17 protein-coding genes are annotated in these 22497 nt (G+C 61.4%); 14 read left to right on the top strand and 3 right to left on the bottom strand.

Annotation, left to right across the window (positions count from 1 at the left end):
* The first annotated feature begins 242 nt into the window (after positions 1-242).
* From ACZY0Y_RS11180 to ACZY0Y_RS11165, 4 genes are all read left to right on the top strand, one after another.
* Entirely contained in the window at positions 243-860 is a 618-nt protein-coding gene (locus ACZY0Y_RS11180; protein WP_463958032.1) for a DNA methyltransferase family protein, read from the top strand.
* A complete protein-coding gene (locus tag ACZY0Y_RS11175; protein WP_463958031.1) occupies positions 853-4140 on the top strand; it encodes a DEAD/DEAH box helicase in 3288 nt (1095 codons plus the stop codon). The genes ACZY0Y_RS11180 and ACZY0Y_RS11175 overlap by 8 nt, the downstream gene beginning before the upstream one ends.
* 2 nt (positions 4141-4142) lie before the next feature.
* Entirely contained in the window at positions 4143-5186 is a 1044-nt protein-coding gene (locus tag ACZY0Y_RS11170; protein ID WP_463958029.1) for an Eco57I restriction-modification methylase domain-containing protein, read from the top strand.
* Positions 5187-5882: 696 nt separating this feature from the next.
* Positions 5883-6614 (top strand): hypothetical protein, encoded by a 732-nt coding sequence (locus ACZY0Y_RS11165; protein ID WP_463958028.1) that lies wholly within the window; start codon positions 5883-5885, stop codon positions 6612-6614.
* A 578-nt stretch (positions 6615-7192) separates the two neighbouring features.
* On the opposite strand, the gene ACZY0Y_RS11160 is transcribed toward ACZY0Y_RS11165, so the two are convergent.
* Positions 7193-7780, bottom strand: coding sequence for a TetR/AcrR family transcriptional regulator (locus ACZY0Y_RS11160; protein WP_463958026.1), 588 nt, complete (start codon positions 7778-7780; stop codon positions 7193-7195).
* A 68-nt stretch (positions 7781-7848) separates the two neighbouring features.
* Here ACZY0Y_RS11160 and ACZY0Y_RS11155 point away from each other — a divergent pair, with 68 nt between their 5' ends.
* The 4 genes from ACZY0Y_RS11155 to ACZY0Y_RS11140 all read left to right on the top strand — a co-directional run bounded on the left by ACZY0Y_RS11155 (position 7849) and on the right by ACZY0Y_RS11140 (position 13122).
* Positions 7849-8403 carry a hypothetical protein gene (locus ACZY0Y_RS11155; RefSeq protein WP_463958024.1) on the top strand — a complete coding sequence of 185 codons (555 nt, stop codon included), beginning with the start codon at positions 7849-7851 and terminating at the stop codon, positions 8401-8403.
* A gap of 502 nt (positions 8404-8905) precedes the next feature.
* Entirely contained in the window at positions 8906-9517 is a 612-nt protein-coding gene (locus ACZY0Y_RS11150) for a recombinase family protein (RefSeq protein WP_463958022.1), read from the top strand.
* A 360-nt stretch (positions 9518-9877) separates the two neighbouring features.
* A complete protein-coding gene (locus ACZY0Y_RS11145) occupies positions 9878-12445 on the top strand; it encodes an AAA family ATPase (RefSeq protein ID WP_463958020.1) in 2568 nt (855 codons plus the stop codon).
* Between the two features lie 83 nt (positions 12446-12528).
* Positions 12529-13122, top strand: a complete 594-nt coding sequence (locus ACZY0Y_RS11140) for a class I SAM-dependent methyltransferase (RefSeq protein ID WP_463958018.1) — start codon at positions 12529-12531, stop codon at positions 13120-13122.
* A gap of 90 nt (positions 13123-13212) precedes the next feature.
* Here the strand turns inward: ACZY0Y_RS11140 and ACZY0Y_RS11135 are convergent, their stop codons facing one another.
* Entirely contained in the window at positions 13213-13416 is a 204-nt protein-coding gene (locus tag ACZY0Y_RS11135) for a tautomerase family protein (protein ID WP_226775800.1), read from the bottom strand.
* Between the two features lie 237 nt (positions 13417-13653).
* On the opposite strand from ACZY0Y_RS11135, the gene ACZY0Y_RS11130 reads away from it, so the two are divergent.
* The 5 genes from ACZY0Y_RS11130 to ACZY0Y_RS11110 all read left to right on the top strand — a co-directional run bounded on the left by ACZY0Y_RS11130 (position 13654) and on the right by ACZY0Y_RS11110 (position 21244).
* Complete coding sequence (locus ACZY0Y_RS11130; protein ID WP_463958016.1) at positions 13654-14193, top strand: NUDIX hydrolase; 540 nt, start codon at positions 13654-13656, stop codon at positions 14191-14193.
* Positions 14194-14468: 275 nt separating this feature from the next.
* On the top strand, positions 14469-15233 hold the full coding sequence (locus tag ACZY0Y_RS11125) for a YfbU family protein (RefSeq protein WP_346925833.1): 765 nt from the start codon (positions 14469-14471) through the stop codon (positions 15231-15233).
* Positions 15234-15422: 189 nt separating this feature from the next.
* Positions 15423-15734 carry a hypothetical protein gene (locus ACZY0Y_RS11120; protein ID WP_463903712.1) on the top strand — a complete coding sequence of 104 codons (312 nt, stop codon included), beginning with the start codon at positions 15423-15425 and terminating at the stop codon, positions 15732-15734.
* A 203-nt stretch (positions 15735-15937) separates the two neighbouring features.
* Positions 15938-20833: a helicase-like domain-containing protein gene (locus tag ACZY0Y_RS11115; RefSeq protein WP_463958014.1), complete on the top strand. Its 4896-nt coding sequence runs from the start codon at positions 15938-15940 to the stop codon at positions 20831-20833.
* A gap of 120 nt (positions 20834-20953) precedes the next feature.
* Entirely contained in the window at positions 20954-21244 is a 291-nt protein-coding gene (locus tag ACZY0Y_RS11110) for a helix-turn-helix domain-containing protein (RefSeq protein ID WP_463958012.1), read from the top strand.
* 336 nt (positions 21245-21580) lie between these two features.
* On the opposite strand, the gene ACZY0Y_RS11105 is transcribed toward ACZY0Y_RS11110, so the two are convergent.
* Entirely contained in the window at positions 21581-21880 is a 300-nt protein-coding gene (locus ACZY0Y_RS11105; protein ID WP_463958010.1) for a hypothetical protein, read from the bottom strand.
* A gap of 223 nt (positions 21881-22103) precedes the next feature.
* Between ACZY0Y_RS11105 and mobC the strand changes: the two genes are divergently transcribed.
* Positions 22104-22496 (top strand): plasmid mobilization relaxosome protein MobC, encoded by a 393-nt coding sequence (mobC, locus tag ACZY0Y_RS11100; RefSeq protein WP_463958008.1) that lies wholly within the window; start codon positions 22104-22106, stop codon positions 22494-22496.
* Position 22497: the final 1 nt, after the last annotated feature.

Genomic DNA, 22497 nt, shown 5'->3' with positions numbered 1-22497 from the left:
TAATGTTGGGCAGGGTTGGCGCTGTGCTGACAACGCCCTCCGGTTGGTTCCTTAGCCGTTCATCGCCCGAAGCCTCGGCTTGCAGAAATTGGAGTGCATGTGTCGCCATCACGAGATGACCGGTCTGCGGACTTGCTCGACAAGTTGGCCGACGACCCCGCCGCTACGGGTTCCGTTGCTCATCGTCTGCGGCATGGGTGGCACCAGTGACGGTGACAGAGACGTTTGTTGAGGAGCTGGTCGTGAAGTCGCGCCATCGCGTCAAGATCTACGGTGAGGTCTTTACTCCGCGTCACATGGTCAACCGGATGCTCGACTTGGTCCGCGAGGAGTTGGAGACCGGCCGCGACTTCGTCGACAAGACTTTCCTTGAGCCTGCAGCGGGCGACGGCAACTTCCTGGTCGCGATCCTGCGTCGCAAGCTCCACGCGATCGAGAAGCGGTACCCGGTCGAGGAGTGGCCGGAGAAGTCGCTGTTCGCACTGGCCTCGATCTACGGTATCGAGCTGCTGGAGGACAACCACCAGGACGCGAAGGCGATCATGATCGCCGAGTTCCTGGGCTTCCACCAGGCCCACGGCACTCCCTGCGGGCCGGGCACCGACCTGCACCGGGCAGCGGGGTTTCTCATCGACACGAACATCGTCCGCGGCAACACCCTGACCGGCCAGACCCCGAAGGGTCAGGATATCCAGTTCTCGTGGTGGAACCGGATCGAGGGAGCCCCCGGCATGGTGCAGCGTGAGCCGTTCACGCTCGCCTCGTTGCGCGACGACGGCGGCTTCGACTTCACCTTCTACGACAGCTATCAGGTGTGCGGGATCGACAAGGTCCACGAGGAAGTGAGGGCCGGTGCCTAGTCCGAAGATCAGCACGTTCCGCGAAATCACTCCGCTGATCTACTCGTGGACGACGCCGGACGTCCCAAAGTACGTCGGCTGGGAGAAGATCGGGTACACGGAGCAGGAGAGCGCCGACGTCCGTATTGCACAGCAGGCATCCCAGCTGTCCGTCGAAAAGAAGAAGCTGTGGTCGCGCCGAGCCTTCTTCACGTCTGAAGCCGGTGGGCGCTTCACAGACAAGAACTTCCACGCCTACCTCCGCCAGCAAGACGTCGAGCGCGAGACCCAGCCCAAGCGCACGGAGTGGCATCACTTTAAGATCGCACCGAAGAGGTCACTAGAGTACTTCAACGACTTCGCCGGCCAGGACTTCCCTGACGTACCGAGCATCGGCGTGGAGGACGACTACGTCCTGCGTCCCGAGCAGCAGGCGGCCGTCGACCAGGCAGTGGCTGCTTTCCAGTCGGGGCAGAGCGAGGTGCTCTGGAACGCCAAGCCGCGGTTCGGCAAGACGCTGACGACGTACGACCTGATGCGGACCTTGGACGTCCGGCGGGTCCTGGTTGTCACCAACCGCCCCGCGATCGCGAATTCCTGGTTGGACGACTTCGTCCGCTTCATCGGTCACCGGACGAGGTTCAAGTTCGTGTCGGAGTCGCCGGCCCTGTCCGGCCGTACGCCCATGACGCGCGAGCAGTGGCGGGCCCTCTCGCTCAACCATCAGGATGAGGACCCGCGCATCGTGGAGTTCCTGTCGCTGCAGGACCTCAAAGGGTCGCAGTACTTCGGCGGCTCGTACGACAAGCTCAAGCACATTACAAAGTTCGACTGGGATCTGCTGGTGATCGACGAGGCCCACGAGGGCATCGATACCACCAAGACCGACGTCGCCTTCGACCAGATCAAGCGCCGGTGGACACTGCACTTGTCGGGCACGCCGTTCAAGGCACTGGCCGTCGGCAAGTTCGACCAGAACCAAATCTTCAACTGGACCTACGAGGACGAGCAGACCGCCCGCCAGCGATGGGAGGACAACGGCCAGGAGAACCCGTACTCGGCGCTGCCGACGCTCAACCTGCTGACCTACCAGATCTCGCGGATGATCACGGACCGTCTGGCCGAGGGTGTCGCCATCGACGAGGACGCGGCGAACATCGACTACACGTTCGACCTTAACGAGTTCTTCGCGACGAAAGACAACGGGTTCTTCGAGCACGAGCCTGAGGTCATCAAGTTCCTCGACTGCCTCGCGGCCAACGAGAAGTACCCGTTCTCCACGCCCGAGCTGCGCGATGAGATTCGCCACTCCTTCTGGCTGCTCAACCGCGTCGCCTCGGCCAAAGCACTGGAGAAGCTCCTCAAGAAGCACGACGTCTTCAAGGACTACACCATCATCCTGGCAGCCGGCGACGGACGCTCGGATGAGTCCGACCCGGTCGCAGCAGGCAAGTCCCTCGACAAGGTGCGCACGGCCATCACCGAGGCAGAGAAGTCGGATGGCAAGACCATTACGCTGTCTGTCGGGCAGCTAACCACAGGCGTCACAGTGCCGGAATGGACCGCGGTCATCATGCTGTCGAACCTGTCCTCCCCGGCCCAGTACATGCAGGCGGCGTTCCGGGCGCAGAACCCTTGCACGTTCGAGCGCCGCGGGCACGTCTTCCAGAAGCAGAACGCATACATCTTCGATTTCGCGCCCGAGCGCACGCTGACGGTCTTCGACGCCTTCGCCAACAACCTGCACCCGAACCCCTCGGGCGACCAGCGGGTGCGGGAGGGCAACATCCGCCGGCTGCTGAACTTCTTCCCGGTGCTGGGTGAAGACGCTGAGGGTCGGATGATCGAGCTTGACGCCTCCAAGGTCCTGACGTTCCCGCAGGTATTCAAGGCCCGCGAGGTCGTGCGCCGCGGCTTCCTGTCGAACCTGCTGTTTGTGAACGTCGCCGGCATCTTCCGGTACTCCGAGCACGTCAAGGAGATCCTGGACAAGCTGCCCACCGCGAAGCAGGGCAAGGTCAAGGCCGGGGAGCCCATCGAGATCCCGCAGCCGCCGCCCATCACTGACCCCGACGGCAACGTCCAGGTCGACGTGGAGACCGTTATCAACCCCAAGGTCTCCGAGCTCGGCAAACCCGTCTACAGCATCGAGGAGATCCCTACCCCCGAGCCCGACGCCCCGGCGTCCACGGGGGCGACAGCGATCGCCAAGGCGGTGACAGAGCAGACCCGCTCCAAGCGCGAAGAGTTGACGAAGGCCTACGGGCTCACCGCCACGCAGGTCCAGCGCGACATCAAGCGCACCGAGCAGGCCGTGAAGGACCAGATCGAGCGCGTATACACCGCGCGCAACATCGCAAGCAAGCACCTCGAGGACGAGCTGAAGAACGCAGCCACAGAGGCTGAGGCCCAGGCTGTCGAGGCCAAGAAGGCCGAGCAGGACGAGGTGTTCAAGGCGGACGTCATGGCCATCGTCGACAAGACGATGGAGGAGATCGTACCCGAGGTGGTCACCCGCGAAGAGACCAAGAAGGAGCAGAGGCGCGCAGACCAGACGATGGACGACGCTCGCTCCCACCTGCGGGGCTTCGCCCGCACGATCCCCATGTTCCTCATGGCATACGGGGACCGCGGCATCCGGCTGTCGAACTTTGACGACTACACGCCCGACGAGGTGTTCGAGGAGATCACGGGCATCAGCGAGGCCGAGTTCCGTCTGCTGCGCGACGGCCAGGAGGTCACCGAGGAGAACGGCGCCGTCACGAGGATCCCGGGCCTTTTCGACGAGACGGTTTTCGACCAGGCCGTCCAGGAGTTCTTGGACAAGAAAGAGTCGCTCGCCGATTACTTCGACGACTCACAGACCGAGAACATCTTCGCCTACATCCCGCAGCAGAAGACGTCCCTGGTGTTCACCCCCCAGTCTGTGGTCAAGACGATGGTCGACGCCCTCGAAGCCGAGAACCCGGGAATCTTCACCGACCCGAACAGGACGTTCGCGGATTTGTTCTCGACCGCCGGCCTGTTCCTGATGGAGCTCGTGCGCCGCCTTGACACCGGCCTTGCCGCCGTGATCCCTGACCAGGACGACAGGCTCAAGCACATCCTGACCTCACAGATCTTCGAGATGAGCCACGACAGGATTCTCCACGGGATCACCGTCGAGGCCGTCTCTGGCGGCGTCCCGGAACGCAAGGCCTGGATCAAGGACTCCGGCCACTTCAAGGTTGGCAACCTCGCCAATATGACCCCGGAGGAGCGGCAGAAGATGGTCGACGACATGTTGACGGAAGGACACTGACCATGAGCAAGAAGTTCGACGTCGTCATCGGCAACCCGCCCTACCAGGATGACCTGATTGGCGATAACGGAACGAAGTCTCCGCCGATCTACCACCTGTTCATGGATGCGGCTTTCGAGATCTCTGAGCGGACGGTCTTGGTGACCCCTGCGCGATTCCTTTCGAACGCGGGCCAGACCCCGAAGTCCTGGAACCAGAAGGTTCTGTCCGACGAGCACCTCAGCGTGGCGCTGTTTGAGTCCTCTTCGTCGGCGATCTTCCCTGGGACCGATATCGACGGCGGGATCGTCGTCACGTATCGCGATGCCAGGCGTGTCATCGGCCCCATCGGAAACCATTCACATGTCCCGGATATGATGAAATCGCTGGTCGACGCTGTCACGGCGCGATTGACGACGACATCTCTTGCGGCGACTATCACCGAGCACCCGTGCACGTGGAACCCTCGTGTCTTCACGGACCACCCTGAACTGCGTGAGCGTATCCCTGCCTCGAGTGGCCTCCGTTTGAAAACGAACACATTCGAACGAATGGGCGAGGTCTGCCTGAAGACCGACCCTAACGACGGTAGTCCGTACGTCCAGATCCTCGGCCTCTCGAATCGGAAGAGGGAAATGCGGTGGGTTCGCCGCAACTACCTCGTGACTCCAGAAGTTGTGGACAAGTACAAGGTGATCATCGCCAGCGCCGATGGAGCTGCTGTTAAGTCCGGGAGGGTCGTTGGCGTGCCGTCGGTGGCCGCGCCGGGCACTGGGTTCACCCAGACGTTCATGTCTATCGGGCGGTTCGATACGGAAGCAGAGGCCGAGGCGTGCGCGAAGTACGTGAAGACCAAGTTCGCCCGCGCGATGCTCGGGGTTCTTAAAACGACGCAGCACAACTCAGCAATCAAGTGGAAGTACGTCCCGCTGCAGGACTTCACGCCGGTGTCGGATATCGACTGGTCGAAGTCGATCCTGCAGATCGACCAGCAGCTGTATTTCAAGTACGGGCTCGACGCCGACGAGATCGCCTTTATCGAGGCCCAGGTCAAGCCGATGGAATGACCGCTGGAGAGGCGTGCTAGAGGTTGATGCGCCCTACCCGACTCTCCTGGCCCGCAAGGCGTTCACAAGACCTCCAAGCGTTGGCGATGAGCCCAAGATTGCGGCCGGCACCAAGGCGCTCCTTTAACGAGCGTAGGCTGTCGGTGCTGCCCGCCGCTGTCGCGGGCCCCGCTTGACCTGAAGGCAGACGGGGCTTGTTTTCCTTCCCAAGCCTCGTATAGCCCTTCGAGCGAATACTGGCTAAGTACCGGAATGGGAGGTTCAGACTCGGCCGGAGCGCGCAACCAGTGGGCCGTTGGCCGATGCCTCACCGACCGGTAGACCAATGAGGGATCTACTCGTCCAGTGGAATGGAAGGTGGCATCGATAGGGTCCCTTGCCTGCACGCAAAACTGCCCGGTGAAGGTGCCCCTATTCGCAACGGTCAAAAACGAGTGCACCAGGGCGGTGTCGCCGTCGCGGCGAAATCGATCAAAGCTTGGAGCTGCGGACGCCATCCGGGCGAGGCCTGACTCAACGGGGCCGAATGGAGGTAGGAGAAGTTCTGATTTAAGCAAGAAAGGAGTCGGACCGTAGTCCAACTCCTTACAAGGCCAACCACATTAGGCGTTGGGACCCGGATGGCTGGGTGTCCCACAACGCAACGAACACAACAAGCATAGTATGAAGATCGATGGATGTCGAACGAGGGAACGAATGAAGAAATCGGCTGACCTGGCCACCACAGATGTGCAGAAAGAGGGACTCGGGCGACTGCTTAGCGGCGGGCGTATGAATAGTTACACCGCTGCACTGGCTTCCACAGAGGGATCTGAGCGCAGCGAACTTGATGTCTACGTCTACAATATGGCACTGTCTGCGGCGCTGCTCGGCCCTCTTCATATGTTGGAAGTAGTCACACGTAACTCGATGCATATGATGCTGAAAAAGAAGTTTAAACAGGAAGACTGGTGGAATGCCCGGGGTGTCTATCTCCTACAGAAGCAGGAAGACGCTCTGACAAAGGTTGAGGATAAGTTCAAAGAGCGCGAACGAACCGAGCGTCGACCGCCGGCCACGGCTGATGACATTGTTGCCGCGCTTGATTTCGGATTTTGGTGCGGGATTCTCGGAAAAGGGCGAGCAGGAGATCCACATTACGACTACGAGCGAACGCTCTGGCAGCCAGCACTGCAACACGCGTTTCCGCAGTGGCGCGGACAACGAGATGTGTTAGCCCGAAAGATGCATGTAGCTCGTACCCTGCGCAATCGTGTAGGCCACCACGAGCCAGTTCATCATCGAGATACCGAGCAGGATTATAGGAACATCATCGCCGTCATCATGTATGTCAGTAAGCCTGTTTCCGAGTGGGTGGACGACAGGTCACTCGTCCCCTACATCTACAGCCTTCGCCCGGGTCAGCCGACCGTTGTGAGGCACTTCTAGAGGCGTAATTTTGAACGGCAACCTCGATCACTTCATGATCATGCTGCATCGCCGCAAGGAACTGGGTTCCGTCGCGGTGGCTACAGCGCCCGGTCAGGAGTTGGCCAAGGGTGCCTCGTGCCCTATACCAGTCTGCCACCCGACTAAGTGTGCCGCACCCGGGCAGTTAAGTTCGGGAATTGACCGTGTGGTCGTTCCGTCCAGGAACCTTTGGCAGCTTAGGAGGCGAACGCCATGGCGGCCCGCCACCACTGGAACGCCAGTGGATAGGCCACGTCGAGAACATCAATAACGACCCTTTGTGCCTGTACGGACCGAAAACCGGGCAGCCCTCTGAGGAGTCGGTTTTGGTGTCGCTGCGCTGCATCAGAGCTCGACTGCGAAATCTATGAGGAGGTTGCTGGTCGAAATTCCGTGAGCGACGGCTTTTGAATGAAGAGAACGGAGATCTGAACTCCAGGATGCTGCCGGGGGTGTTCCATAAGGCCAGGATCGGACCCTCCGGTTTCTCTAGCGCAGCTTCTTCGTTCGTAAGCTTCCCGGTCCGGAGCGAAAACGGAGGCGTGTGAGCGGGGGGCTCAGCGCAGGGAGTCGAGGTGGGATCGAAGGACGTCAATGGCCCAGGTCGTCGGTTCTTTGGGGTCTTTGCGCAGTAGGTGGAGTGCGAGACCGTCAATTAGGGCGTGCAGCCTTTGTGCTTCCGTCACGGGGTGCAGTCCCGGACTTGCCTCGCCCCCTCGCATGAGGAGATCAATAATGTTCCTGCAGCCGGCGGCCATTGCTTCGTTGGCGTTCTCGTAGGCAGGGCGTAGCCCAACGTCGGAGAGTGCCATGGACCCGATGACCAGGAACACCTCCATTTCCAAGCGGCGTTCTTCATCCAGCGGCAGCAGTTGAAGCATCGCGACCTCCACCGTTTCGCGGAGGCTGGGGCCGGGGGCGGCGGATGCGATCCGATGGTTGACCCGTTGCTGGACGCAGTCCAGGGAGTAGGCGAAGAGCGAGCGTTGCGTGGGGAAGGCCCGCCGGAGTGAGGCCGTTGCCAGGCCGGCCTCGGCAGCGACAGTGCGGACGGAGAGTTTCTTGATTCCGTCACGCTGCAGAACCCGCCAGGCAGCTTCTGCAACCTCGAGTTCTCGGGCCTTGTGATCGATAAGTCGTGGCACTAACTAAGCGTACACAACCGTGTTAGCATGCTGCCTACTAATACGACTGTACTAACAAGGGGCTTGCTGTGATACTGACGATCATCGTCGTGTGTGAGGTCGCGTTCTGGGTGGTTATCCTTCTGGGACTTCTTGCCCGGTACGTGGGTCGGGCGCCGCGTCTGGGTTTGTTCCTGCTTGCCCTGGCTCCCGTGGTCGACCTGGTTTTGCTCATTTCGACGGCGGTGCACCTTCGGTCGGGGAACGAGGCGACGTGGCACCACGGGGTGGCAGCGGTGTATATCGGCTTTTCGATCGCATACGGGCACCGCATGATCGGCTGGGCTGACGCCCGGTTCGCCCACCATTTCACCGGAGGCCCGAAGCCGGTCCGGTTGTCCGGCTGGGCGCATACCAAGTCGTGTTGGACGGATGTGCTCCGCACCGCGTTGGCAGCGGCGATCTCGGCCGGTGTCCTGTTGCTGCTGACCTGGTGGGTCGCTGACGCCGGACGGACGGCGGCGTTGCAGTCGTGGTATCCGGTCCTTTTGCTGGTGACTGCCATCGAGATCTTTTGGGCGGCCAGCTACACGGTTTCGCCGAAGCGCGGAAGGACCGCGCCTTCCGGTTCGGGGCGTTCCTGAGCCGGTGCCACGGGGCTGGAGCTGGTGGCCGGGTCCGAGCCCCGGGCCCGGCCGCGTTTTCAGCGCCCCGGGCCCGGCCACTTGAGGGAAGGGGACGTGCATTTGGGGGAACGCGCCGGCGAAGGAGAGTTTGCTGGAGTATTGGATGGACCGGACCCGAAGAGGTGGACGGCGAGTCGGAGGAGGAGGAATCCGGCGATGATGATCGTGGTGCCAGCACCCGGCAGCTAAAAACCTCGCCTCCGTAATCAATCCTTGTCAGAACGCTGGACTGGGTGATTTGACCAACCTTTGTGAGCACGTGAGGTATCGATCCGCTCGCGACGAGACCACCGTTCGTCGCAACCATGATTACCAACAACTTTCTGTCACATGCGAAGAGATGGTTATCCTTTGCATGACTTAGAATAAATAACGGGTTAAGTGACATAATTGGATTCCAGCCTGGCTTGAAATTCACGTGTCACTTAAACGAACGTATAAATGACGAAGGAGAAGTTCCGTGCTGGTCGGATATATGCGTGTCTCCAAGGCGGACGGCTCCCAAACCACGGACCTGCAGCGCGACGCGCTCCTGGCCGCCGGCATAGGCGCGGAATCCCTCTATGAAGACCGTGCCTCCGGGAAAAAGGACGACCGGCCCCAACTGGCTGCCTGCCTCAAAGCTCTACGCCACGGCGACACCCTCATGGTCTGGAAGCTCGACCGGCTCGGACGGGACCTGCGGCACCTGGTCAACATCGTCCATGACCTCACCCAACGCGGAATCGGGCTGAAAGTCCTCACCGGGCAGGGCGCCGCCATCGACACCACCACCGCCTCCGGAAAGCTTGTATTCGGAATCTTCGCTGCCCTCGCCGAGTTCGAGCGCGAACTCATCTCCGAACGCACGACAGCAGGGCTCGCCGCCGCCCGCGCCCGCGGCCGCAACGGCGGACGCCCCTACAAGATGACCCCGGCGAAAATCCGGCTCGCCATGGCGTCCATGGGCAAGCCCGGAACCAAAGTCAGCGACCTCTGCACCGAACTCGGGATTACCCGACAGACGCTCTACCGGCACGTCTCACCCACAGGGGAGCTGCGGCCCGGCGGTGAGAAACTACTCTCGCGATAGCAGTAGACCCGCCCGTACCAGCAGCGGCCGGCACCACCGCCCTGGCCAGCGCATCCGGCCTCACCGGCGTTCCCTTTCACGCCCAGTCACCGGTCGCTTCACCGGACGGGGGTTACGGGACGCCGATGGACTCTAGCTCTCAATCATGCAGTTCAGCGGTGTGCGCGACCGGTGGGGGACCGGCTTACGAGCGCCGTTGAACCGCTCAGGGTGCCGGGTCCTAGTTGCATTTTCCGTACGGAATCACTCCCAACTACAAGTCGGCGCAGCCGGTCAGGACATTGGCTGCTGGAGCCCACTAGAGTCAGTAGCGAGTAGCGCAATCGAACACGATCCTGCACTCATGGCGAGAGGGATAGTGTGACCGATGCATCGGCTCCGCAGAAGCGGCTGGACCCCCGTGGCATGCTCCGAGAATGGGCAAATTCGTCTGACGAGTGGGTGCGCCACATCGTTCGTCACGTGCTTGCCGACGGCGCAGAGCTCGGGAGCGACGAAAAAGCGTTGTCGTATGACCTGTTTCGCCAGGAAAAGGCTTTCGATGCCCGCCTACTGCCCGCGGAGGAGCTGCTGGGGACGCTTGAGCGCGAGGAAGAAGCTATTGAGCCCCTAACCCTCACGTCGCTTTCCGCTATAACCGGCGTCAACGCCTTAGTTGAAGGCGGCGTCATCGAGCCACACGCGGGCCTAACTATATTGTTCGGCGAAAATGGCACTGGTAAGACGGGCTACTCCCGGGTCTTCAAGGGTCTTGCCGCCAGCCGGACTGCGGACGTGATCCTAAGCAACATCGAAGCAACTACCCCGCAGACCCAATCTGCGCTGGTCGGTTACACGCTTGGCGGGGAACCAAAGACATACGCCTGGACAGGGAAGCAGGGAGTCGCCCCGTTCACGAGAATGTCAATCTTCGACAGTCCTTCTGTCAGCTTCCATGTTGACGATGACCTTGAATACGTCTACGTTCCTGCCGCCCTAGCGTTGTTCAACCACGTGATCGCTGGCATCAAATCGGTGCAGAGCCAGATAGACCAGGCCGTCCACGAACTGAAGTCAGGGTCCTCAGGGATTCTTTCCCGCTTTCCACGCGGGGCCAGCGTTTACCCGCTCATCGAAACCCTCGGAGCAGCCACCGACCTCGAGCAGCTCAAGGCGGCTGCCGATCCTGATACAGACGTCGACGGTCGAATTGCTGGTTTGCGTCGCACTGTCGCAGCGCTCGAAGCCAACACGATCGGCGCCGAGATCAAACTTCACCAGCGCGTGGAACGCATGCTGACTCAAGCAGCAGCTATTGCCACCGCTGTCGTCGACTTCAACGTCGCTGGCTACGACCGTGAGCTCGAGGCTCTTGCCACCCTCGAACTGGACTACCGCGTCTTCCGTACCGTCTTGTTTGAGGCAGCAGATCTTCCCGCTGAGCCTGACGACACTTGGAATGCATTCATCCAAGCCGGGGAGGCTTACGAGACGCATCTCACCGCACTTGGTGCGCACGACGCGGACCGCTGCCTCTACTGCCGGCAGCCCCTGGGCGAAAAGGCGCATGCCCTCATCGGCAAGTACTCCGAATATCTGGAAGACAAAATCACCACGGACATAGCGGCCTCTAAGACCCGACTTGACGCTCTCACCGGTCCGATAGTTTCGGCCAAGGCCGGCGATGCCCAGACTTTCTCCAATGAATACGCTGACACGAATGACAAGCCGCCCTTCCATGTGGAGCTAGACCGGACGCTTGCCACCCTTGTCACTCTTACCGAGAACATTCAATCCACGTCGCAAGTGAAAAAGGAACTGACCGACCGCGCGGTGGAGGACCGGGGGGTACTCACAGCCGCACTGGCGACCACCACCCAGGCACTGGGTCAATTGAAAGATCAGGCAGCCACACGGGCGGATACGCTCGCAGATACCAAAAAAGCTCTTGTCGAGCTGGAGGCGGCGGCGGAACTGACCAGGTCGTGGGCGCTCATCGAGTCGTACGTGCGGGACGCAAAGCAAGCCGACCGGTTGACGCTTCTCGCCAGGCCCATGCCCGGCTTGCTGCGGAGTGTCACAGGCCTGGCGAAGACCGCAAGCGATCAGATGATTAACGAGAGCTTCGACGCACTTTTCAATGAAGAGTGCATTGCGCTTCGAGCGCCCACGCTACGAATGGAGTTCGTCGGCCGTCAAGGGCGTGCCCAACGCCGCAAGGTCCTCAGCGGAAAGCACAAGCCATCCAAGGTTCTATCGGAAGGTGAACAAAAGGTAATCGCGATGGCGGACTTCCTTGCGGAGGCACGGCTCGCTGGTATCACGGCACCGGTGATCTTCGATGACCCTGTCTCCAGCCTCGATCACCGGAGGATCAACGAAGTCGCACAAAGGATCACCTCCCTCGCCGAGACGACGCAGGTAATTGTCTTTACCCACGACATTTTTTTCGCTACCACGCTGCTTACGCTCATGGAGGCGACCAAACGATGCTCGTACTTCCACATCACTGATGAGGAAGGCAAAGGCCAGATTACCCGCGCCACCGGTCCCCGGTGGGACAGTTTGAGTAACCTCAAGAAGAACATCAACGAGACGATCCAAACTGCTAGGTCGCAACAGGGAGACGCTCGGGCAGCGCTTGTTCGTACAGGATACGACTGGATCCGTGCCTGGTGCGAAGTGTTCACAGAGACGGAACTGCTCCAAGGTGTCACTCAGCGCTACCAACCCAATGTGCGTATGACCAACCTGCCCAAGATCAAGGTTGGAGCATTGCCCGCCGCAGTCGAGACCGTCAATCGCATCTTCGAGGAAGCCTGTCGGTACATCGACGGCCACTCGCAGCCTCTCGCGAGCCTCAGCGTGAGCCCCACCTTCACCGGACTCGAAGCGCACTGGGCCGAACTGTCTCAGGCACGAACGGCTTACATTACCGCGGACGAATAGCCTCATTCACGACTAGCGTCGGATCCTAATAGTGCTTCCCAAGAGGAAACGAGGCAAAGTGTCCGTTGCCTAGACTCGAACGCATGATCAACGTTGTCAGCGACGCGTATTCTCGCCGGGCGGCGGAATACGTCGAACGCTTTGCTTCACTCGGTGCTGTGCACCCTTCAGATCGTCAACTGGTGGCGACGTGGGCGGATGGCATCGAGGGTGCGGTTATCGACGCCGGCTGCGGTCCAGGTCATTGGACGAACTTCCTCAGTGAAGCCGGGGTCCCTGCAGTCGGAGTGGATCTGGTTCCGGAGTTCATTGCGCACGCCCGCGATACTTATCCCGGCATTCCGTTCCGGACAGGCAGCCTCGACAACCTCGACGTCGGCACCGGGACAATTGGTGGAGTGCTCGCCTGGTACTCACTGATCCACTATGAGCCAGACACGATCCGCACTCCTCTCCTGGAGTTCAGTCGGGTCCTTAGCCCTGGCGGCGCCCTGCTCATCGGCTTCTTCGATGGTCAAGTCGTCGAGAAGTTCGATCATGCGGTCATCCCGGCATACCAGTGGCCGGTAAGGGATCTCTGCGACGAGCTGGTAGCCGCGGGCTTCAATGTGGTCGAGACGCACGCACGGACAACCACGGGGCAGCGATCTCACGGAGCCATTCTCGCCAACCGCTGAGGTGCTTGGTGGGGATCCCCGAACGGGTCGCTCCGGTGATCCAAAGTTGTTTCAGGACAGGTTCTCCAGTGAATATTGCGCCGTTCCGGTTCAGACGGACTCGTTCTGTCCTGACTCCGCCAAGGTGATGCCGGCGACAGACCAGTTCTCGCGGGGGAGCTCGTGCAAGATCACCCGGATCGTGTCGGGACGGATTTCCATGACCTCAGCGTAAGTGGCCGTTAGCGCAGCCAGCAGCTGACGCTTCTTTTCAGTGGAGGAGGGGGATGCATTGAGAACCTGAATGAGGGGCATGCACAGATTCTGGCATCCTCCGCAGAAGAACGGGTGGATCCCGGACCGGCTTGATGCGTCTCGAAGGGAGCAAATCGGCTGACGCTAGCCATCCTGGCCATGCTGGACCCGCCCCGCTAAGCCGTCCCGTTCAACGTTCCCCTTACGGGCCGGCTAACGGGCGCGACTCGACAACGGACACCGGTCCCTTGGTCGCGGCATTGAGTTGTTCGTTGTCTTGTGCGTCAAGATGGCATCATGCCTCTTGACGATCTGCTCGCCAGCCTTCAGGAAGTTCCTCAGTCAGGATCGCGAGACGCGTATCTGCGGTTCCTGACCTTTGTTGGGGACGCGGCGTTGCGTCGCGATGGCGGCCCGGAGCATGTCACAGGGTCCTGCTTCGTCTTTTCACCTGCTTTCGACCGTGTTCTTCTGTGCTTCCACCGCAAGGGGCAGTTCTGGGTGCAGTTCGGCGGTCACATCGAGTCGAAGGACGCATCGGTGGCGGAAGCAGCACAAAGGGAGGCCCGCGAGGAGTCCGGCATTGTCGACGTCGTCCTGCTATCTACCGCGATCGTTGATCTTGACCGCCACGATCTGCACGCGGGATTCTCGTGCACCGCTCATTGGGATGTTGGATTCGCTGCAACCATCGACCCTGATGTCGAGATCGCCGTGAGCGATGAAAGCGAGGACGTCCGATGGTTCCCAATCGACGAATTGCCCGATCAGGTGCCAACAGGCTTCGGTGCGCGCTTGGAATACGTCCGGCGCAGGGCAATCTCACTAATTGGCTGACCCATCGGCTGCGAACAACCGTCGTCCACTGGGATTCTCGCATTCCTGGGGAGACGGGCAATACAAGCAATGACTGCAAGCGTTGGCCTCACGCTTGAGCGCTCCGCTACGAACCTGAGTATCTCGGCTTGGTATGAGGGCGCCGTCATTGTTTTGCGCTCTGATCTCTAGGAGGCTGCATCCTCGCAAGCAAGCCCTCCTTTCTTGCAACTGCCCGCGTATGTGTCTTACATGTAGTATGTTTCGTAAGACAAGACGAATGGGAAGGAAGATTGATGGCTACGATCACGGTGCGCATTGACGACGCGGTAAGGGATGCCTTGCAGGCTAAAGCGGAGGAGGAACGCCAGACGCTGAGCGACTTTGTTCGAGACCGTCTCCAGGACGCAGTGTTTGCATTCCGAGAAGATGAACGAGGCAAGAGCGAGAGGGATAAGGAGTTGGGACCTGACACCCTGTCAGCTCTCGACCGACACACTCTGTCACTGTTGCATCGAATTCTCGGTCGGGTTTTGCCCGAGGACGCGAACGATGTGGATGGTGACAGGGAGTACCAGCTTGAGCGGGCGAAAGTTCTTGAACGTGGATTTACCAAGGAGTACTGGATGGAGTTCGCCGGCCTTCGCCCCGAGCTGAGCCCTCGCAACAGCGAGTTCGTCATGGACGTTCTCGAAATGTTCCGGATAGCGCTCTACAGCATCAACGATCTGCAGGAGCAGGGGGTAGTGATTGATGAATCGCTTCAGCGAGCACTGACATTCGACGGTTTCGATCACAATGACGCGCTGGAAGGCCAGATGTCCGACTACGTGCGTTTCCTTGTGCAGGACGATAAATGGACCGAACAGGAGGCGTTCGTACTCGGCCCGGATCGCGGGAACTCTCATCACCAGTCGGTTCCCATTTACTCTCGGATGTTGACCGAGTACCGCGAAGTGAAGCAAAACAAGTCCCGAAAAACGGGCAGAAAGAGTTATCTCCTGACCGAAGAAGAGCTCCGGAGGATCGCGGCTTCCCGGGTTCACCCCTCACGTCGCTAGCCGCCGGCCTCTTTGAAGTGCAGCAGCGGCTCCAGTAAGTAGGGGTGCGGCTGTTAATCCATCGGTGCCTTCGCTAGCGTGGAGGCAAACGGAGGGGGACGGCGCACATGGCACCGAGGAAATCTAAGAACCACATTGAGGGTCAGCTGAGTCTGGAGTCTTTGTGGGCCGAACCGGAAGAGGTAGTAAATGAACGAGCACGGCAGACACGCCATGGAAACTATGAAGAATCACGACCCGGAGAGCTTCGCGCAGATAGCGGACCCCGAGACACACTTTTCGACCTTGGGCCGGGAGATCCAGGAAGCGATCGTGGCTCTGAGCGCAGAACTGATACCCATGCGCGGCCAGGAAGAGCCAATGGAGTTCATCGGGATGGTGAACATGGCCAAGCTGCGGGCACGCGAGATGGTGTATCAGGAGATGATCTACGCCAGCCTTCCCGCGGAGCCGGAGGAGATGGAGCCGGCCTACGGGGCCCAGGAGGACGAGGAGAGCTAGACACCGAACCTCAGCCGGCAGCGGTTGCGACGGCTGGACGGTTCCGCCCAGCATCCCAGGCCGACCTTGCGCCATCGGGACAGAAGGCCCGCTTCGCAGCAAACGTTGAAGCAATCCGCATCGTCCGGGAGCTGGAAGACCAGCAGAGGCCGGCCACCGAGGTAGAGCAGCGTTCCCTGGCGCGGTGGTCCAGTTGGGGAGCGGTGCCCCAGCTGTTCGATAAGGCCGAATGGGCGGCCGAGCGCGCCCAGCTGCAGGAAGTCCTGAGCGAGCGCGAGTACGCCGCAGCGTCGCGGACCACGACGAACGCGTATTACACCGATGCCGCCCTGGTGAAGGAAATCTGGTCCGCCGTTGACCGGCTCGGCTTCACCGGGGGAGAGGTGTTGGAACCCGGATCCGGCGCGGGAACGTTCATTGGTTTGGCCCCGGAAGGTGCCCGGATGACCGGTGTGGAGCTTGATCCGCTGACTGCCTCAATTTCCCGTGGCCTGTATCCCGACGCGACGATCCGCGGCGAGTCCTTCGCGGACACCCCGATCAAGACCAACTCCTTTGACCTCGCCGTCGGTAACGTCCCGTTCAGCAAGAACACGCTTTACGACAAGACCCACAATGCCGACTCCCGGCATTCCATGCACAACCACTTCATCCTCAAGAGCCTGGCCGCTGTGAAACCCGGCGGCTACGTCGCCGTGCTGACCTCCAGCTTCACCACGGACGCAACCAACCCCACCTCGAGGCGGGAGATGAGCGCCATGGCGGATCTGGTGGGAGCCGTGCGTCTGCCCACCGGCGCCCACCGGCGCGCTGCCGGCACCGAAGCACTCACTGACCTGCTGCTGCTGCGCAAGCGCGAGCCGGGCCGGGAGCCTGCCAACACGGACTGGGAATCTGTCGGGCCTGTCATCATCGACGGCCGCGACGTGAAGATCAACAACTACTTCGATCTGAACCCGCAAAATGTCCTCGGGCAGATCACCGTTGGGAACGGCATGTACGGCGAGGAAACCGTCAGCGTCAAAGCCGACGACCTCGCTGCTGTCCCGCAGCTGCTCGCCCAGCGGCTCGACGTCGTTGTGCAGGAAGCACTGGACCGCGGCCTGAACCACGCCCCTGCAGAGCCGGCCCCGGGGAAGACCCCGGTGGCTCTGCTGCCGGCGGCCGGGCAGCAATGGGACGGCACCATCACCGCCCAATCCGACGGAACCTTCACCATCACCCGCAGCGGGGAACAAGAAGAACTCCCCGTGCCCAAGAAGCATGCTGCAGAGATGCGGGACCTGCTGGGGCTGCGCGACGGTGCACGGTCGCTGTTGGAAATGGAAGCATCGGACAACGAGGACACCCCCGAGCTGGAAGCCCTGCGGGCTAACCTGACCGCCCGATATGCCAACTATGTGGGCAAGTACGGGCCAGTGAACCGCTACACCGAATCGGTTCGCACGGATAAAGAGACCGGCGATGACATTGTCACCCGTCGCATAGCGCCGGCATTCCGGCTGCTGATGTCCGAGGACCCTTTCGGGGCGCTTCCCGGTGCTCTGGAAAAATTCAATGACGAAACGCAGACGGCGACACCGGCTGGCCTGCTTCAGCACCGGCAGGTGGTGGCCCGCAAACCGCTCATGGGCGCGGACACCATTGACGAAGCCCTCGCCATCGCCCTGGACACCTACGGCGCCCCAGAGCTGGAACAGATAGCGGACCTGCTGGGCGTCACGGAAGAGGAAGCCCGCGAGCAGCTGGGCACGCTCGTGTTCGATGACCCGGAAACCGGCAAGCTGGTCACGGCACCGGAATACCTGTCCGGGAACGTCCGGACCAAGCTCGAAGCTGCCCGCGCTGCGGCGGTCGAGGACGAGCGCCTGAGCGTGAACGTCACCGCGCTGGAGGAAGTCCAACCGCCGAGGGTCGGCATGGAAGACGTCGAGGCACGCATCGGTGCGGTCTGGATCTCCCCCGAGGAACACCAACGCTTCGTCCAGGACATCCTGGCTGATCCCAACGCCAGCGTGACCAGCGTCGGCAGCGGCATCTGGCGGGTCAAAGCCAACCGGGGAACAGTCCGTTCCACGAACGAGTGGGGGACGGGCCGCCGGCCCGCCCCGGACCTGCTGCAAAGCATCCTGGAACAAAAGAGCATTCAGGTCGAGGACAAGAACGAGGACGGCAAACCCGTCGCCAACCTCGAAGAAACCGAAGCGTCCCAGGAAAAGGCCGAGGCCCTGCAGGAACGCTTCGCCGAGTGGGTCTGGGAAGACCCCGAACGTGCCAGCCGGCTCATTGACGAATACAACCGCCGCTTCAACTCCCTTGCGCTGCGCGACTACACCAAGGAAGGCGGCCGGCTGACCCTTCCGGGGCTCGCTAAATCCTTCGTCCCGCATCCGCACCAGCGCACCGCCGTGGCGCGCATCATCTCCGAACCGGCCGTGGGCCTCTTCCACGAAGTCGGGGCCGGCAAGACCGCCGAAATGGTGATTGGAGCGATGGAACTCAAACGCCTGGGCATGGCCTCCAAGCCCATGGTTGTCGTCCCGAACCACATGCTGGAGCAGTTCACCCGCGAGTGGCTGGAACTGTACCCGCAGGCCCGCCTGCTCTCGGCAGGGTCCGATGACATCAAGACCAAGAGCGGAGACCTGGCCGCGCGCCGGCAGTTCGTCGCCCGCGCCGCGGCGAACGACTGGGACGGCATCATCATGACCCAGCAGGCCTTCAAGAGCATCGGCGTGAAAGCCGAAACCATTGAGGCCTACCAAGAGTCGATCATCGCCGACGTCCGGCAGACCATCGTCAACGCCCAGGCCGAAGGCGAAGACCGGACCACGGTGAAAAAGCTTGAAACGAAACTCCAGGCCGAAGAAGAGCGCATGAAGAAGCTCATGGACACCGCACCGGACCTTGGACTGACATTCGAGGACACCGGGGTGGACTACCTGTTCGTGGACGAAGCCCACGACTACAAAAACCTGCGCACGGTCACCAACATCAAGGGCGCAGAAATCGCGGGCTCCATCCGGGCCACCGACATGCACCTGAAGCTGGAATACCTGCGCAGCACCCACGGGGAACGCGTCGTCACGATGGCGACCGGCACACCGATTGCCAACTCCATCACCGAAGCCCACGTCATGCAGCGCTACCTGCGCCCGGACCTGCTCCAGGCTGCCGGTGTGGAGAACTTCGACGTCTGGGGAGCGACATTCGGGGAAACCGTCACCGCCATCGAGATGGACGCCGGAGGCCGGCTGAAGAACAAGCCGCGCTTCGCGAAATTCAAGAACGTCCCCGAGATGCTGCGGTCCTTCCACGTCTTCGCCGACGTGAAGCTCTCCGAAGACCTGACCTACCTCGAAAAGCCGGACCTCGCCCGCCGGCCCGGAGACGGGGAACGGCAGCCGGAACTGGTGCTGATCCCGCAACCGCCCGAACTGGCCGAATACATGAAGGGCCTCGCGGACCGGCTGGATTCCCTCTCCGGCTGGGCTGAGAAAGGCGCGGACAACGCCCTGAGCGTCTACAACGACGGCCGCAAAGCCGCCCTGGACCTGCGCATGGTCGGCATCGAACCCGAATCCGGGACGAAGCTGGACCACGTGGTCGCCAAGACCCTGAAAGTCTGGGAGGAGAACCGGGAGAACGAGTACGAAACCAGCTTCGAATCCGGGATCCCTTCGGCGAACAAGGGTGCGCTGCAGATCATCTTCTGCGACCTCAGCACACCATCCAAGAACACCGGTCCCGACGGCAAACCGGTCTGGACCGCCTACCAGCAGATCAAGGACCAGCTCGTTGCCGGCGGCATCCAGGCAGAGCAGATCCGGTTCATCCAGGACGCGCCCAAGCCCGAGCAGAAAGCCCAGCTCTTCGCCCAATGCCGCACCGGCGAAGTAGCCGTGCTGATCGGCTCCACCGCCATGATGGGGACCGGCGCCAACGTCCAGCTCCGCGCCAAAGCGATCCACCACGTCACGTGTCCCTGGCGGCCAGCTGACCTGACCCAGCGCGACGGGCGCATCATCCGTCAACGGAACGCCAACGCGGAGGTCCACAACTTCCAGTACGCCACCGTCGGCAGCTACGACAGTGCCGCCTGGGATGGGATCCAGCGCAAGGCCACCATGATCCAGCAGGTCCTTCGCGGACGACTCGATATCCGCGAGATCGAGGACGTTGGAGACCTTGCCCTCAACGCCGCACAGATCAAGGCAGCGACCAGCGGCAACCCGCTGGTGATGGAGAAGATCGAGGCCGACGCCGCCCGGACCAAACTCGAACGGCTCAAACGAGCCCACGAGAAAGGACAGAGCACCCTCTCCTGGACACGGGCCGCCGCCGAAACCAGCATCACCAAAGCCGAAAGCAAGCTGCCCGCATTGCAGGCCGCTCTCCCGCGCATCACCCCGATGGCCGGGGATGCCTTCACCGCGACCATCGACGGCAAGAGCTACACCAAACGTCCGGAGGCCGTCACGGCTATATCTGAATGGGTCCGTACCCACACACCGGAGTACGGAAATTACTACCGCCAAAAACAGGACCACGGCACGATGGCCACCCTCGGCGGCCACGAGCTGCAGGTCCGAAACGCGGCCGACGACTCCCGGCTCGGCTCTTACCAGGACCTCGCTGTCACCCTCAAAGACGTGCCGGCACCACCGCTTGTCTTTACCCGACTGGAGCTGTTGGAAGGAAGTGCCGGGATCATCACCCGGCTGGAAAACAAAGTAGCGGGGCTTCCCGATTACGAAGCCCAGCTGCGCCAAACCATCACGGACAAACAGGCGGTGCTTGCCGACGTCGAGAGCCAGGCCGGGAAACCCTTCAAGTACGAGGCCAAACTTGTCACCGCCCGCGCGAAGTGCGCGGAACTGGACGGGAAGCTCAGGGCCTCCATTGAGCCACCGAAGCAGAACTCCGCCGACGCGCCTGACGTTGCGGATGTCGTCGATCCTGCACTGGCACGCTTTAGAAAGCTTCACGACGCCAGCTTCCCTACAGGCCCCAGCCCCAGCCGGCCATCGCCGGCGTCAACCCAGGCGCCTTCAACCAGACATCCACACCACGAGAGAAGCGGAGGGCTGGAACGATAGATCATCCGTCCGTCAAGAGCTGGGCTGGAATGACTCCGGAAGCTCCACGGCGGCCGGATCCCTCTGCCGCGGACATCGCGCCAGGGACGAACTGCAACACCGGAACGAGGTGGACTGAGAATGCCGAAACGGACAGAGGACGTGACCGAGGAACCTGCGTCGACGACGGTACCGGTGTTCCCCAGAATGCTGACCCTGGAACAAGTTCAGGAGGTCCTGAACGTCAAAAGTGCACTGGTCTATTCGCTCGTTCGCAGCGGTGAGCTCCCCGCCGGGCAGTTCGGTGGACGGGGTGTGTGGAGGGTCCGGGAAAGTGACCTCGCGGTGTACATCGAGGCAGCGTTCGCGAAGACCGCAGAGCGCATCGCGGCCGGTCAGATCAAGGATGACGACGTCACCGCGGAAGACTAAGAGAACACGGTTACGACGAAGGCCGGCACCTCGAAAAGGTGCCGGCCTTCGTCGTATCTGCCCATCGGAGCCGCATCTGGTCTATGGCTGAAAAGAGCCAGCCACAGCGCTCTGCCGACGTCGGAAGCGGCATGTCTTGGACCATGGGAAACGTTGCCGTTGGTGACCGGCCAGTTTCCAGGCTGTGCATGGCCGCCGGTCTCGCTGGTAAGGTGCGAGGCAGAGGTTCCCTGGCGGTTGTGTGCAGCCGATCAGCTGGGTCCCGTCGTCCCCATGTGTGCGGGAAAAGCAGCGGAGCGATTGGGCTTTTGCCGTGCCCATGGGGGCGAGGGGCTACTACTCAGGTCCGCCGGCAACCGGAACGGACTCCTGCGTGGTTTTCCGGCCACGCGGACGCCCGCCGGCCTTCTTGGCCGGAGCGTCCAGACCGAAGCCCCGCAGGTCCGATTCGGTCCAGTCTGCGCGCAACGCTGCCTGATAGTCCTTGGCATACTTCTGCTCAGCTACGGCAAGTAGCTGGGCGGCCTCCTGAACCTCAACTCCGCTGGCGGCGGCCCTCTTGACGGCGTTCACTTTGGTGTCCCTGGCGGCGTCGATCTTCGCGGCGGCTTTAGCGGCAATGTCGTTGATATCCATACCCAAACCCTATCGGGCACGACCGACACCCCCAAAGCAGGTTTTCGGTGATCAAGCGCGAAAGGCGAAAAAACCCTCAAAGAGGACCGGTCGGAGCAAGCTATACATTTACACGGGTGTAAATGGTTTGCCGCGCTCGACACTGGCGGTCGTGTGCGGCACACTGGTCAGTGTGGTCCCCGGTTTCGGGTCGCTGCGCTGGGCCTTTGAAGGGATGGATTGAATGGCGGATGAGGGATTCACTCACCGTTTCAATCTGTCGCGCCGGCGCCGTGAGAACTCTCCGGCCGGTACCAAGAAGCGCCGTGACCTGTGGGTCACTGTTGAAGAGGAAGCCGCGCTTGTTGCGAGGGCTGAGCGGGAGAAGATCACTGTCCCGAATCTGCTGATTACCTCGGCATTGTCCGAGATGCAGGAGACGACAACGGAACGCCGTGCTATTGCGGCGGAGCTGATGTCCTTGCACAATCTGTTGGCTCGTTCGTCCAACAACATCAACCAGCTCGCACGGCAGGCCAACGCCACGAGCGAGTTCCCCGTCGAGGCGCGCGAAGCGTTGAAGCACATCCGCTCCGTTGCTATGCGAATCGACGATGCCATCGACGGACTGATGTAGG

The organism is Pseudarthrobacter kochi (assembly GCF_055412805.1).
Note: the sequence above shows the minus strand (reverse complement) of the source record. Positions and strands in the feature narration are given on the sequence as shown.

Bases quoted from the DNA above. Each gene is read 5' to 3' on its own strand.
- ACZY0Y_RS11120 (WP_463903712.1), top strand. From the start codon at position 15,423: ATGAACGAGCACGGCAGACACGCCATGGAAACTATGAAGAATCACGAC.
- ACZY0Y_RS11135 (WP_226775800.1), bottom strand. From the start codon at position 13,416: ATGCCCCTCATTCAGGTTCTCAATGCATCCCCCTCCTCCACTGAAAAG.
- ACZY0Y_RS11140 (WP_463958018.1), top strand. From the start codon at position 12,529: ATGATCAACGTTGTCAGCGACGCGTATTCTCGCCGGGCGGCGGAATAC.
- ACZY0Y_RS11130 (WP_463958016.1), top strand. From the start codon at position 13,654: ATGCCTCTTGACGATCTGCTCGCCAGCCTTCAGGAAGTTCCTCAGTCA.
- mobC (WP_463958008.1), top strand. From the start codon at position 22,104: ATGGCGGATGAGGGATTCACTCACCGTTTCAATCTGTCGCGCCGGCGC.
- ACZY0Y_RS11125 (WP_346925833.1), top strand. From the start codon at position 14,469: ATGGCTACGATCACGGTGCGCATTGACGACGCGGTAAGGGATGCCTTG.
- ACZY0Y_RS11170 (WP_463958029.1), top strand. From the start codon at position 4,143: ATGAGCAAGAAGTTCGACGTCGTCATCGGCAACCCGCCCTACCAGGAT.
- ACZY0Y_RS11165 (WP_463958028.1), top strand. From the start codon at position 5,883: ATGAAGAAATCGGCTGACCTGGCCACCACAGATGTGCAGAAAGAGGGA.
- ACZY0Y_RS11110 (WP_463958012.1), top strand. From the start codon at position 20,954: ATGCCGAAACGGACAGAGGACGTGACCGAGGAACCTGCGTCGACGACG.
- ACZY0Y_RS11105 (WP_463958010.1), bottom strand. From the start codon at position 21,880: ATGGATATCAACGACATTGCCGCTAAAGCCGCCGCGAAGATCGACGCC.